Source organism: Gordonia sp. NPDC003950, from assembly GCF_053605205.1.
The window spans coordinates 31511-45489 of record NZ_JBSGIT010000029.1 but is presented as its reverse complement, the minus strand read 5'-3'; the positions used below and the strand labels follow the sequence as shown (position 1 = coordinate 45489).

Below are 13979 nucleotides of genomic sequence, written 5' to 3'. Positions count from 1 at the left end.
GATTGCGACCCGTTCGCTAACGTTTTCTCATGGAACGCGATCGGATGGTGGACGTCGGGGTCAGCCTGGTGTCCCGCTTCGGGGCCAAGGCGCTGAGCCTGACGTCGGTGGCTCGCCACGCGGGTGTCGCACGGGCCACCGCGTATCGCATGTTCGGTGGGCGCGATGCGCTGGTTGCGGCCATCGTCGAGCGTGAGGTCGCGCAGTTGCGGGTGCTGCTGCGTGACTGGGCGGCGAGCGAACCGGACGCGGCCGGCAAGGTCCGCGCCCAGATCCGCAACGTGCTGCCCTACATCCGGGAGCACGAGGCCCTGCAGTACGTGCTGCGCAAGGAACCCGAGGAGATCGTCCGGGCGATCATCAGCACCGACGCCGCCGCCGGGCCGTCGCTGGTGGAGCGGATCGTCGACGAAGCACTACAGGACCTCGAACCGGAGATCGGTGAACATCTGGTGCCCGATCCGCGAGGAGCCGCTGAATTCCTGGTGCGGGTGATCTACTCGGTCATGCTCGTCCCGCAGAGCGCTTTGTCCGATGAGGAGGTGGCCGACCTGGTGGTGCGCGCGATCGTCGCGGACGCCGCGCAGCCGGAGGATACCGAACCGACCGGTCAATAGGGCGCCTGGCCGGGCGGGTATCGCTAGGCTAAGACACCATGACCGCAGCCAGCGAGGACAGCGCGAACGCCCCGTCGACGAGTATCTACATCGCCTCGGCCGAGGGGGGTACCGGAAAGTCAACGATCGCGCTGGGTGTGCTCGCGTTGCTGTCGGCGACAGGTGGTCGGGTCGGCGTATTCCGGCCAATCTCGCGGGCCGTCGCCTCCGAACGCGACTTCCTGCTGGAGATGCTCATCGAGCACGCCTCGGCCGACGTCGACTACGACGACTGCATCGGCGTCACCTACGACCAGGTGCACGCCGCGCCCGAGGGGGCGATCGCCGAGATCGTCGCCCGTTTCCACGTCGTGGAATCGCGATGTGACGCCGTGGTCATCCTCGGTTCGGACTACACCGACGTGGGCAATCCGTCCGAGCTGGCCTTCAACGCCCGCGTCGCGGCCAACCTCTCGGCACCGATCATCCTGGCGCTCAACGCATCCGGTCATACTGCCGGCGAGGTGCGCGATCTCGCCGAACATCTGCTCGCCGAGATCGCGGCCATCCACGCCACCACCGCGGCGATCGTCGCCAATCGCTGTGATCCGCAACAGATGTCACGGATTCGTGCCGAACTTGAGAGGGTACCGGTGCCGGCCTGGTGCCTGCCCGAGGACCCGGTGCTGTTCGCGCCCACCATGGCCGAACTCCAGGAGGCGCTCGGTGCCTCGCTGTTCAGTGGGGACCCCGAACTGCTCGACCGGGAGGCGCTGAACGTGATGGTCGGCGGCATGACCGTCGAGCACATCCTCGAACGCCTCAGCGACGGCATGGTCGTGATCGCCCCGGCCGACCGGTCCGACGTCCTGCTCGCGCTGGTGACCGCCAATGCCGCACAAGGTTTTCCGCGGCTGACCGGCATCATACTCAACGGTGGGCTGCATCCCCATCCGATGATCGACGCACTCGTCAGCGGCCTGAAGTCGACGTTGCCGATCCTGGCCTGCGAACAGGGGACCTACGAAACCGCGCGCACCGCGGCCAAGACCCGCGGGCGGGTGGCGGTCGGATCGGTCCGCAAGATCGAGGCCGCACTGGAACTGATGGAGCGCCACGTCGACGCCGACGAGATGATGAGCGTCCTCAAGGTGCCGACCAGTCAGGTGACCACGCCGCAGATGTTCGAGTACGGGCTGATCGCCCGTGCCCGCGCCGACAGGAAATGCATCGTGCTCCCCGAGGGTGGAGACGATCGCATCCTGCGCGCCGCCGGACGTCTGCTGCGTCGCGATGTGGTCTCGCTGATCATCCTCGGCGATCCCGACGCGGTCGGCCGGCGAGCGCAGGATCTCGGTATCGACATCACCGGCGTCGAGATCATCGATCCCGGAACCTCGCCACTCACCGACGAATTCGCGACGATCTACGCCGAACTCCGCAAGCACAAGGGGATGGATTTCGAGCAGGCGCAGGAGCGGATGCGCGACGTCTCGTATTTCGGCACGATGCTCGTCTACACCGGTCGCGCCGACGGCATGGTCAGTGGCGCGGCGCACACCACCGCACACACCATCCGCCCGGCCTTCGAGGTCATCAAGACCGCACCCGGCGTCTCCACCGTCTCGAGTGTGTTCTTCATGTGCCTGGCCGACAAGGTGCTGGCCTACGGCGACTGTGCCATCGTGCCCGATCCCACCGCCGAGCAACTCGCCGACATCGCCATCTCCTCTGCGACCACGGCATCGGGCTTCGGGATCGAGCCTCGGGTGGCGATGCTGTCGTACTCGACGGGGAGTTCGGGAACCGGTGCCGACGTCGACAAGGTGCGCGTGGCCACCGAACTCGTCCGGGAGCGCGCCCCACATCTGTTGGTGGAAGGCCCGATTCAGTACGACGCGGCGGTCGAACCGTCCGTCGCAAAGACGAAGATGCCCGACTCGCCGGTCGCCGGGCGCGCCACGGTGCTGATCTTCCCGGATCTCAACACCGGCAACAACACCTACAAGGCCGTGCAGCGCAGCGCCGGCGCCATCGCCATCGGGCCGGTGCTGCAAGGTATTCGACGGCCGATCAACGACCTGTCGCGTGGTGCGCTGGTCGACGACATCGTCAACACCGTCGCCATCACCGCGATCCAGGCGCAGAACATGGCCGCCGAGGAAGTCACCCGATGACCGACCAGATCGCCGGGTCGGTGCTGGTTCTCAACGCCGGATCGTCATCGCTGAAATATCAACTCGTGCATCCGGGTAGCGAGGTGGTCATCGCGGAGGGGATCGCCGAACGCATCGGTGAGGACGAGGGAACGATCACCCACGTCCAGGCCGGTGAGGAGATCACCGAGAAACTCGAACTCCTCGACCATGCCGCGGCCATCGCCCGGGTGATGGCCTTGTTCGCCGAAGGTGGTATCGACCTCGCGAACGCGGGGCTGTCGGCGGTGGGGCACCGAGTGGTGCACGGCGGGCGGACGTTCTTCGAGCCGACGCTGATCGATGACTACGTCATCAGTGAGATCGAACGCATCTCTTCGCTTGCGCCGCTGCATAACCCGGCCAATCTCATCGGTATCCAAGCGGCCCGGGACAAGCTTCCCGACGTGCCCTCGGTGGCCGTCTTCGACACGGCCTTCTTTCACGCGCTGCCCGAGGCGGCCGCCACCTATGCCATCGATCGCGGCGTCGCGAAACTGCATGCCATTCGCCGCTACGGTTTCCACGGGACCAGCCATCAGTTCGTCTCCGAGCAGGTGCCGGACCTGCTGGGCAAGGAACCGTCCGACGTCAATCAGATTGTGCTGCATCTGGGTAACGGTGCGTCCGCCTCGGCGATCCGGGGAGGCGACCCCATCGATACCAGCATGGGTATGACGCCGCTGGAGGGGCTGGTGATGGGTACCCGCAGCGGTGACATCGACCCGGGCGTCGTGCTGCATCTGCACCGCGTCGTCAAACTGAATGCCGATCAAATCAACACCCTGCTGAACAAGAACTCGGGCCTCAAGGGGCTCTGCGGAGACAACGACTTCCGTTCCGTCACACAGCGAATCGCCGACGGCGACCCGGCCGCTAAGCTGGCCTACGACGTCTACATCCACCGGTTGCGCCGCTACATCGGGGCCTACATGATCGACCTGGGACGGGTGGACGCCATCACCTTCACCGCGGGCGTCGGCGAGAACGCGGCGTCGGTCCGGGCCGACGCCCTCGCCGGGCTGGAGAACTACGGCATCGTCGTCGACCCGGAACGTAACGCGGTGCGCAGCAGGCAACCACGACGCATCTCCACCGACGACAGCCCGGTCACCGTCCTGGTGATCCCCACCAACGAGGAACTCGCCATCGCACGGCAGTCGGCGGAAGTCGTCGAGGAGTAGTGCGCGTGCCGCACTGACGGCGCTCGCCTCTACGTTGACAGCGCTCACCCGCGCGTTGACGGCGCTCACACACTCACTCACGGGGTTCGCCGACCCACTGACGGCGCTCGCCCACCCGTCGGTCGCGCCCGACGAGGCGCTGGCCGAGGGAGGTGTCGAGGCCTCCGTAGGTTGCGCTGGAACGACCCCAGAGCGCAGTCAACGGTGAGGTGAGCGCCGTCAACGGGGTCGCGGTGTCGGCCGGCGAGAACCGCGCACAAAACAGTCTGGACTGATTGTAAGTAGGCGGATACGATCACGGAGTGTCCGAAACGACGACCACTCCCGTCCCGACGGCGCCCGCCCCGCGCACTCAGGCGCAACGCTCGGCGGCGACGCGCGACAAGGTGCTCGACGCCACCGTCGAGTTGCTGATCGAGCGTGGGTACGGTGCCACCACCACCCAGGAGGTCAATCGGCGGGCCGGGGTGTCACGCGGTGCGCTGCTTCATCAGTTCCCGACACGGGAATCGCTGGTGGTGGCCGCGATCGGTTACCTCGTCGACCGGCGCAAGGCCGAGATCATCGAACGTGCCGGCGCGGCCGAACCGGACCTGGACCTGCTGCTCGACGTGTTCGACGGTCCGCTGTTCTACGCGGCGCTGGAACTCTGGGTCGCCTCGCGGACCGATCCCGCACTGCGGGAAGCACTGATCCCGGTGGAGCGGCGCATCGCCGAGGAGTTGCTGACCACCGGTCTCGAACTGTTCGGGCACCGCTACTCCGCGGAACAGATCGAGGTGGCCGCCGAACTCGCTCGTGGACTGGCCATTTCGCGCTTGCTGCGCGACCCCTCCACCGACCGCGACGTCGCCCGTCGCATCTTCACCACCTTCACCGAGGCGCTCCGACAATGACTCTCACTCCCACCGATCGACCCGGCATGCAACCGCCCGCCAGGGGCGGCTCAGAGCCGAGCGGCGGCAACGAGTGCGTCGACGTCCTCATCGTCGGCACCGGATTCGGCGGACTGGCCGCGCTGCACCGACTGCGCACCGACCACCCGCATCTCACGGTGGTCGCCGTCGAACGTGCCGACGGCCCCGGTGGCGTCTGGCGTGACAACAGTTATCCCGGCGCAGCCTGCGACGTGCCCACATCCCTGTACTCACTCTCGTTCGCCCACAAGCCCGACTGGTCGCACACCTACGGCCGTGGTTGGGAGATCAAGAACTACCTCGAGGGTGTCGCGCGGGACTTCGACGATCAGATCCGTTATGACTGTGAAGTTCTCGCGGCGGAGTGGGATGCCGATCAGGGTCGTTGGCGGGTGGACACCTCGAGTGGCACCATACTGGCCACCTACCTGATAGCGGCGCCCGGGGCGTTGTCGGCCCCGACCATTCCGGCGGTCGACGGCCTGGAGGACTTCTCCGGCAACGTCTTTCACACCGCACGGTGGGACCATGGGCACAGCCTCGTCGGTCGTCGGGTCGCGGTGGTGGGGAGCGGTGCGTCGGCCATCCAGGTCGTGCCCGAGATCGTGGACGACGTCGACCAACTGGTGGTCTTCCAGCGCACCCCGTCGTGGGTGATCCCGCGCCTGGATCGCACCATCGGGCCGGTGGAACAGGCTGCCTACAAACGCTTCCCGAAGCTGCATCGGGCTGCGCGGCGATTCACCTGGCTCACTCACGAGTTCCATGTGATGGCGATGGCGCACCACCGCAAACTCCTCAATATCTTCCGCGCCATCTCACTGCGGCATCTGCATCATCAGATCGCCGACGAGGGCCTGCGTCGGCGCCTCACCCCGGATTTCAGCATCGGATGCAAACGAATCCTGATCTCCAACAAGTGGTACCCGGCGCTCGTCCATCCGCACACCACCGTCACCGGTGCCCTGGCGCGTCTGACCCCGACCGGTGCGGTGAGCGCCGACGGCGCCGAATTCGAGGTCGACACCGTCGTTTTCGCCACCGGGTTCACGCCCACCGCCCCACCGCTGGCGTCGGTCATCACCGGCCGCGACGGACGGCGACTTGACGAGGTCTGGCACGCATCGCCGAGCGCCTACCGCGGTGTCGAGATCCCGGACTTCCCCAACCTGTTCTTGATGTACGGCCCGAACACGAACCTCGGCCACTCGTCGATCGTGCTGATGCTCGAGGCGCAGGCCTACTACATCGGCCAGGTGCTGACCTATCTCGCCGCGCACGGCGGGGGCACCGTCGAGGTGACGCAGGCCGCCCACGATCGGTACGTGGCCGACATCGATGCCCGGCTCGCGTCGACCGTCTGGAACTCCGGTGGCTGTGGCAGTTGGTATTTCGACTCGACCGGCCGGAACTCGGTGATGTGGCCGACCTACACCGCCACCTACCGCCGGATGATGTCGCAATTCCTGTCGGGCGATCACACGATCTCGGCGCGTGCCGGGTCGTCGGTGCGGCGGTAGAACGCGAGGCGCCCACTCGACGGGATATGGCGCCCACTCGACGGAGAAGGGCGCCCACTCGACGGAGAAGGGCGCCCACTCGACGGGACGACGTCAGAACAGACTGTCGGGCCGCACGTAGTTCGCGAGGTCGACGAGCAGGAAACGATGATCGCGGTTGCTGCGCATCTGACGGGCCAGTGAGCGCAGTGCGCGTTCGGTTCCGGCGCGGAGTCCACGTTCGGTGAACGGCACGCCGAGCACGGTGGCCGGGGTGCCGGCCTCCTCGGGATGGGCCATGATCCACCCCATCGTGGTGCCGAGCACGATGAGTTGGAGACGCGCCTTGCGGGGCTCGGAATCCGGCATCGCCTCCAGACGCTGTGCCGCCTCGATGATCTGACGTTTCTCCACCAACTGCGGATCGCGTCCGTGGACCAGAGCGAGCACGGCGGTGGCCCGGGCGGTGTTGTAGTGACGGCTCGTCGGGGGGACCTCGTCGAGCGGTTCGATCGCGGCGTCGAAGTCGCCGCGGGCCACGGCGAGGCGCGCCAGCCCGAAGGCGGCGGTGACGATGCTGTGGTCGGTCAGCCACAGGTCGTGATAATGGTGTGCGGCGATCGCGTACATCTCCTCGATGCGCGCATCGGGAGCGCCGTCGGCATCGTCGGTCGGCTGTTTCTCGTCGGTGAGCCATCGTCCGATGAGTTCGGAGGTGCCGGCGGTCGCCAACTTGGGTGCCACCTCACCGGGCATCGCGGCCAGGACGTCGGTGAAGCGGGCGTGGGCCAACTCCGGTTCGTCGTTCATCAGGGCGCAGATACCCATGTACCACTGCACCCGCCACGAATCCCCGTGCTGGGCAGAGACATCCCGCAACACGGCCAGTGCGGTGTCGACGTCGTCGAGTTCGAGGTGTGCTCGGGCCTCGGCGAGGTCGATCTCCAGCGACGGGTGGGCGCTGGTGGCCGGGCGGCCCAGCAGTGATGCGAAACCTTCGGCCCGGGCCGCGCCGATCGAGTCGAGGGTCTGGCGCGGATCCGACAGCGCCGCCGAATTGAGCAGTCCGGCAGCGGGATCGGTCGGATTGACCAGCGGCACCGGCAGCGCGCGGGCGATGTCGACCGGATCGTAGAAGGCGGCGAGATCGGGATCGAAGAAGCCGTCGACGGGAGCGAGCATCAGATCGGTCCCGAAGGTGGAGCGTTGCGGGGTGAACACCGTCGACAGCGACGGTCGCGGCACCCCGGTGTGCACGGCGACGGTCTCGCGCAACACATTCAGCAGCTGCGTGGTCATCTCCTCGGCGGAGGCGAAGCGGTCATCTGGGTCGGCCGCGGTCGCCCGCCGCAGGAGCATGTGGAACGACGGGTTGTCGGCGAACACCGGTGTCGACTCGGCGTCGGGCAGCCCGTCGAGATAGCGTCCCTTCTCCATGGGCATGTCGACGGTCAGGACCGCCAGGGTCCGTCCGATGCTGTAGATGTCGGTGACCACTTGCGGTCCGGTCTGTACGATCTCCGGCGCCTGGAATCCCGGTGTGCCGTACAGGTGTCCGTACCCGTTGATCGCCGACACCGCGCCGAGATCGATGAGTTTGACCTCGTCGCTGGAGATCATGATGTTCTCGGGTTTGACGTCGTTGTACACCAGTCCCACCGAGTGCAGATATCCGATGGCCGGCAGCACCTCGAGAATGTAGGCCATCGCCTGTTCGATGGGCATCGTTGCCTGCGCGGAGTCGGAATCCGCACCGCCGGAGGTGATCTGCTTGAGTGTCTGGCCGCCGATGTACTCCATGACGATGTAGCCGAAGCGTTGATCGTCGTCGGTGACGTGCTCGACGAAGTTGTAGATCTTGACGATGCCGGGATGATTGACCGACGCCAGGAACTGCCGCTCGGCCAGTGCCACCTGCTGCGCCTCGGAGTCGGACGAATTCAGCAGACCCTTGAGGACGACGGGGCGGTCGGAGACGTTGCGGTCGATGGCGAGGTAGATCCAGCCGAGGCCACCGTGGGCGATGGCGCCGGCGATCTCGTACTGTCCGGCGACGACGGTGCCCGGTTCGAGTCCGGGAACGAAGGAGTATCGCGCGCCGCAGTGCGGGCAGGTTCCGGTGAGTTCGCCTGCAGCCGAACCAGAGTCACGTCCCACCGGTCGGCCGCAGCGCCAGCAGGTGCGCTTGGCCTCGGCGATGACCGGATAGTCCAGGACGGCGTCGGCGGGCTCGATGTCGGTGATCTTCGGGAGTTCGACCAGACCGCTGCCGAGTCGCCGATCGTGCACCTGCGGGCGGCGCTTTGGGACGAGACGACGGGTCTGGCCGACCGAGGTGAGTGCCTCGGTCGGGATGAGCGGTCTGGACCGCACCACCGGATCGGTCGATCCGGTCATCGGGGTGGCCATGGTCCCGAGGTCGGCGGGATCGGATCGCTGGGTTCCCGGATCGAGATCGTCGAGCGATGCGCGCTGGGTTCCCGGATCCAGGTCCTCCAGCGATGCGCGCTGGGTTCCCGGGTCGAGATCGTCGGACTCCGCGCGTTGGGTCCCGACGTCGAGGTCTTCCAGCGCGGCACGTTGCGTCCCGACGTCGACACACGCGGGTGTCTCGTCGGTGCGCTCGTCGTGCCCGGTCATCGTCCCTCAGTCCCGATATGTTGCCTGTGGCGGGCCGTAGCTGGGGCCCAGATTGCTCAGCCACCGGTTGTAGGTGGCATACCACTGACCGTTGGCCTTATTCTCCGCGAGGACTCCGTTGACGAACCGCACCATGTCATCGTGCCCTTGCGGCATGCCCACTCCGTAGTATTCGGCACCGAGACCCGGTCCGACGACCTCCACCCACGGATCCTGTGCGGCGAGCCCGGCCAGGATGGCGTCGTCGGTGGTGACGGCATCGACCTGGCCCTGCTGCAACATCACCAGGCAGTCGGCCCATGTGGTTGTGGTGATGATCTTGGCACGCGGTTGGTCGGCCTGCATCCGGCCGATCGAGGTGGTTCCGCGCGCGGCGCACACGCGCTTGTCGGCGAGGCCGTCGACGTCGGTGATGCCGGAATTCTTGGGTGCCAGAATGCGTTGCGACGCAATATAATACGGGGCCGAGAAACTGACTTCTCGGAGACGGTCGCAGGTGATCGACATGGTCTTGACCACGACGTCGACGGAGCCGTCACGCAGTGCCTCGGTGCGGTCGGCCGAGCTGAGCACCCGGTACTCGATCCGATTGGGATCACCGAAGATGGCCGCGGAGATCTGGCGGGCGATGTCGACATCGAATCCCTGGATGTCACCGGAGAGCGGATCACGGAAGCTGAACGGGTTGGAGCCGATGTCGGTGCCGACGACCAGCCGACCGCGGGCGGCGATCACGGCCATCGTGCTGTTCGGCGGCATCTCGTTGGGTTCGGGCATCTGCTCGGGTGGACGCAGACTCGCCGTCGCATTGCACGACTGCGAGTTCGGCACCGGCTCGGTGGTCGTCGCGGTCTGCACCCCGGGCGGGGTGGGTGTGACACCCGCGGCCGACGGCGGCGGCGACTCCGGCGCGGTGAACGTCACGCAACCGCTGCACAGTACGACGACCGCGCCGAGGAGCACGATCCACCGTGCCGCGCCGTGGCGCCGCGAGGTGAGCGGATGCCGTCCGGGGTTCATCGGTCCGGGGTTCATCGGTACGGGGTTCATCGATACTCCCGGATCCGCGGGATGATGCCGAGCACGAGGGCCGCCGCGGCGAAGAGCGACAGCACCATGATCCCGGTACCGGTGTAGCCGAGGACCCGTTGCGCGGTGTTGATGTCGTCGCGGAACGAGTTGCGGGTGGTGGTGATCGCGTCGGTCAACGCCGAGTCGACCGCGGCGTAGCTGCTCGCGGTGCTCGACGGATCGCTGCCGATCGTGAGGGTGCGGGCGGTCGCGAAGTCACCCTTCTCGATCGCCGCACGGGCCTGCTCGTCGGATTCGCGCCACTGCGCCAGCGCCGACTTCACCGACTCCACCTGCGCCGAGGACAGCGCGCCGTCGTCGTCGGCGGTTTGCCCACCCAGATGCGTCAACGTCGCACTGATGCTGTCGGTGGCGGTCGCGAAGGTCTGGTCGAGATCGGCCTGATCGCTGCGACGGACCAGCGAGAGGGTCTCCGCCGACCGTGCCTGCTGGGTGAGGATGCGAGCCTCGGTGAGCTGCCCGAGGGGATCGGCGCCGTCGACCTTCGCAGAATTGGTGGCAGCGACGGACGCCAATCCGGAGATGAGCAGCCACGCCAGCCCCCCGAGGATCGCGACGAGGGCGGCGAGCACGCCGATGTTGAATCGGCGTCGTGTGCGCCGCACCAGGAACCGGGAGGTCCCGATGAGGGCCAGGCTCACCACGAGCAACCCGAAGTAGACCCCGTAGGGCGGGATCGTCAGCGCCTGCTGCGGGTCGGCGATCGCGGTGGAGCGTCGATCGTAGAGTCGTTGAGCCGACGGCAGGATCTGGTCCTGCATGAGGGCCGACGCCTGACCGAGATAGGCGCTGCCCACCGGGTTGCCGAGCCGGTTGTTGATACGGGCGGTCTCGATGAGCCCGCTGTAGACGGGGATCGTCGTGGCGAGGGTCTGCAGGTCGGCGTTGATCGCGCGGTCGGTGGCGTCGTTGACCTCGCCGGGCGCCCCCGAGGTGCCCGCCGCCCGCATCAGTGACGCCGAGGCGGTGGCCAGTGCGTCGGAATAGCGTGCCCGCAATTCGGGGGATTCCAGACCGCCGGAGATGAACGCGGAATTGGCGGCGGCGTCGGCGATCGACAGCGAGCTGTAGAGCACCTGCGATGCCTCGGCGAGGGGTTCGTCCACGTCGATCATCGACTTCAGGGAGTCGGTGCGCTTCTCGAGCACGGTGGAGCCGTACCAGCCGGTGGCGAGGATCCCGATGGCCACGACGGCGACGATCATGATGAGTTTGCCGGGCGTGGTGCGTGCGTAGTGACGCATTGTGACCAGCGGTGACTGGGCGCGCGCCCGGCCCATCGACATCAGTTCGCGACGGTCGGTGAGGACCTGCCGGATCGGCGGGGTGGTGGGATGCGGTCGAATCGTGCGACCCGCGCGCGTGAGCGCGGTACGCACTCCAGATGCGTCGCCGGTCACGTCGTCACCTCTTCTGGCCGCCGGTCCTGGGCAGCGAACTGCTCAGTGTGCTGGTCGCTCCGCCGCATCGGCAGGGCGCACCCACCGACGCCTCGCCGCGGCGTGGCAGTGTCCGGTATCGGGCGAATCGCTCGGTATCGGATGAATCGCTCCGGGGGAGGAGTCCGTTTCAACCCTAGGACATGTCGACGGGCCGATGCCCCACCTCCCCGGGGCGTTTTCTCCACTTCGTCCGCATCGGCCTGACACGCGCGCCACCCCTGGCCGAGGTGCGCTGCCTCACATACGGTGGAGGAACGGTGGCGGTGCGGACGCATCCGCCGCGGATGGCGGTGGTGAGTTTGTCGCCGGCGATTCTCGGGTGTCGAGGAGGCATGTGTGCGCGGAGACGGGGATGGCTGGGTCATCGGTGGCGATGGCAGCCGGTATTGGGGTGTGAACGGAGCGGCGGGACTGCTGATCCGTGCGCCCCACGAGGAGGAGGGCCGGACCCTGATCCTGCTGCAACATCGGGCGGTCTGGTCCCATCAGGGCGGCACCTGGGGTCTGCCCGGCGGGGCGCGCGACTCCCACGAGAGCGCCATCGACACGGCGATGCGTGAGGCGCACGAAGAGGCCGGCATCGAGGCCGACGACCTGCAAGTGGTCGCCGCGTTGGTGACGCACCGGGTGGACGCATGGACCTACACGACGGTGATCGCCGACGTCGACGCGCCGGTCCGGACCGTGGCCAACGGTGAATCCGCGGAACTGCGGTGGGTCGACGAGGCCGATGTCGACAGTCTGCCGCTGCATCCCGCGTTCGCTGAGGCATGGCCTCAGTTGCGGGAACGTCTGGCCGCGCTCGACCCGACCTGAGCGCTGCCGACCTGACCCGAGGGTTCCGGCCGGGCCAGGTCTTGCGCCGCCTACGGCTCGAGAAGTCGGTTGGCGCCCGCGATCAGGGCCTTGACGTTGGCCTCGTCGCCGGTGGCGCCGTCGCCGTAGGCCCAGCACTGCCGGTCGTCGCGCTCACACAGCAGAAACGACGCGAATCCGTCGTCGGTCGGGCGCTGATGCAGCGTGAGGATCGAGACGTGCGCACCCATCTCGTGCAGCATCGACGTCATGGCGCCGATCGGGCCGGTCGAGGTGGCCGACAGCGACATGATCCGGTCGGCGTAGGCCATCGTGGCCCGGCATTCGACCATGTCCGCCGGGGCCGGTGCCACCGAGAAGGACCCGAGGCGGATGGCGCCGGTCGCGCCATAGGATTCGGTGAACTCTTGCCAGGTCATGCCCGATGCCTCCTCGCGAATGCCGCGAGGGATCGGACCGCCGCAGCGCGACCAGGGGAACGTGGACGGATGAGGGTCGCGCTCACCCGAGGACAAGGGTGCGGGCGAGAGGTGACGAGAAGGCATCGTGGATCATCGTTTCGGTCGAAGAGTGGGTGACCGACTTCCAACGCATGACATCCAGCGCACGCCGACCCCGCAGCGGGGGGTCGGTCTGATCAGACCCCGCTGCGGCGGGTTACGAGCGCGATGTGTGTCCACGACATGATCCGCCCACCATAGACCCGGCTCGTGGCGGTGGGCAAGCGCGTTTCGGGAGCAGACTCAGGGCAGTCCGCGTGGGTAGGGATGACACGGTAAAGCCTGCCCGACCCGAGTTCTGCTCAGGGGAGGTCCGTATCACGCCCGCGGGGTCGCTTTCCCGGCATCTCCGGTTGCGGGTGAATGGTGCTGCGTCAGTTCAGCCGAGCCGACTCCGCAGATCGGTCGCCGCCGCAGCGGGGTCCGCGGCCGCGGTGATCGCCCGGACCACGACGATCCGTCCGGCCCCGGCGTCGACGACCTCGGGCACGCGGTCGGCGTCGATGCCGCCGATCGCGAACCACGGCTTGGCGGTGCCGGTCGCGGCCACCGACCGCACCAGGTCGAGGCCGGCGGCGACCCGACCCGGTTTGGTGGGCGTCGCCCAGCACGGTCCGGTGCAGAAGTAGTCGACGTCGCCGTCGGCGATCGCCGCCGCGGCCTGCTCCGGGTCATGGGTGGAGGCGCCGATCACAACGTCGTCGCCGACGATGCGCCGGGCGTCGGCAGGAGGCAGGTCGCCCTGGCCGAGATGCAGAACGTCGGCGCCGGCGAGTGCGGCGATGTCGGCGCGATCGTTGACCGCCAGCAGTGCGCCGTGTGCGTCGACGATGCTGCGCAGGTCGGCGAGAATGGCGAGTTCCTCGCGGGCCTCGAGCACGCCGAACTCGCGTTCACCGGCCGAACCCTTGTCGCGCAGTTGCACGATGTCGACCCCACCGGAAAGCGCGGCATCGACAAAGGCCGGCAGGTCTCCGCGTTCGCGGCGGGCGTCGGTGCACAGGTAGAGCCGGGTGGTGGTGAGGCGATCGCGCCGGGATGGTCCCTCGGCGCGGCCGGTCCCGGGAGTCCGAGATTCGGTCGACATGGGGACGAGAG

The 13979-nt window shown here is 67.5% G+C and carries 11 protein-coding genes; 6 read left to right on the top strand and 5 right to left on the bottom strand.

From position 1 onward, the window contains the following. The first annotated feature begins 29 nt into the window (after nucleotides 1-29). From ACWETB_RS21080 to ACWETB_RS21060, 5 genes are all read left to right on the top strand, one after another. Entirely contained in the window at nucleotides 30-617 is a 588-nt protein-coding gene (locus ACWETB_RS21080) for a TetR/AcrR family transcriptional regulator (RefSeq protein WP_449742399.1), read from the top strand. Between the two features lie 38 nt (nucleotides 618-655). Next, complete coding sequence (pta, locus tag ACWETB_RS21075; protein ID WP_452213410.1) at nucleotides 656-2773, top strand: phosphate acetyltransferase; 2118 nt, start codon at nucleotides 656-658, stop codon at nucleotides 2771-2773. Further along, on the top strand, nucleotides 2770-3975 hold the full coding sequence (locus tag ACWETB_RS21070; protein WP_449742397.1) for an acetate kinase: 1206 nt from the start codon (nucleotides 2770-2772) through the stop codon (nucleotides 3973-3975). The genes pta and ACWETB_RS21070 overlap by 4 nt, the downstream gene beginning before the upstream one ends. Nucleotides 3976-4277: 302 nt before the next feature. Further along, the gene (locus tag ACWETB_RS21065; RefSeq protein ID WP_449742396.1) at nucleotides 4278-4871 is read left to right on the top strand and encodes a TetR/AcrR family transcriptional regulator; all 594 of its coding nucleotides are present in this window, start codon (nucleotides 4278-4280) and stop codon (nucleotides 4869-4871) included. Between the two features lie 26 nt (nucleotides 4872-4897). Beyond that, nucleotides 4898-6412 (top strand): flavin-containing monooxygenase, encoded by a 1515-nt coding sequence (locus ACWETB_RS21060; protein ID WP_452213440.1) that lies wholly within the window; start codon nucleotides 4898-4900, stop codon nucleotides 6410-6412. Nucleotides 6413-6505: 93 nt separating this feature from the next. On the opposite strand, the gene ACWETB_RS21055 is transcribed toward ACWETB_RS21060, so the two are convergent. The 3 genes from ACWETB_RS21055 to ACWETB_RS21045 are packed head-to-tail and all read right to left on the bottom strand — an operon-like array spanning nucleotide 6506 to nucleotide 11523. Continuing rightward, entirely contained in the window at nucleotides 6506-9031 is a 2526-nt protein-coding gene (locus tag ACWETB_RS21055) for a tetratricopeptide repeat protein (protein WP_348808421.1), read from the bottom strand. A 6-nt stretch (nucleotides 9032-9037) separates the two neighbouring features. Next, on the bottom strand, nucleotides 9038-10081 hold the full coding sequence (locus ACWETB_RS21050; RefSeq protein WP_449742395.1) for a glutamate ABC transporter substrate-binding protein: 1044 nt from the start codon (nucleotides 10079-10081) through the stop codon (nucleotides 9038-9040). Further along, complete coding sequence (locus ACWETB_RS21045; RefSeq protein ID WP_449742394.1) at nucleotides 10078-11523, bottom strand: hypothetical protein; 1446 nt, start codon at nucleotides 11521-11523, stop codon at nucleotides 10078-10080. Before ACWETB_RS21045 ends, ACWETB_RS21050 begins: the two co-directional genes overlap by 4 nt. Before the next feature lie 378 nt (nucleotides 11524-11901). On the opposite strand from ACWETB_RS21045, the gene ACWETB_RS21040 reads away from it, so the two are divergent. Then, nucleotides 11902-12381, top strand: a complete 480-nt coding sequence (locus ACWETB_RS21040; protein WP_452213406.1) for an NUDIX hydrolase — start codon at nucleotides 11902-11904, stop codon at nucleotides 12379-12381. Nucleotides 12382-12431: 50 nt separating this feature from the next. Here ACWETB_RS21040 and ACWETB_RS21035 read toward each other — a convergent pair whose 3' ends face one another. Both ACWETB_RS21035 and thiE read right to left on the bottom strand, forming a co-directional pair. Beyond that, nucleotides 12432-12800, bottom strand: coding sequence for a hypothetical protein (locus tag ACWETB_RS21035; RefSeq protein ID WP_452213404.1), 369 nt, complete (start codon nucleotides 12798-12800; stop codon nucleotides 12432-12434). 460 nt (nucleotides 12801-13260) lie between these two features. Continuing rightward, the gene (thiE, locus tag ACWETB_RS21030; RefSeq protein WP_348806161.1) at nucleotides 13261-13968 is read right to left on the bottom strand and encodes a thiamine phosphate synthase; all 708 of its coding nucleotides are present in this window, start codon (nucleotides 13966-13968) and stop codon (nucleotides 13261-13263) included. Between the last annotated feature and the right edge of the window lie 11 nt (nucleotides 13969-13979).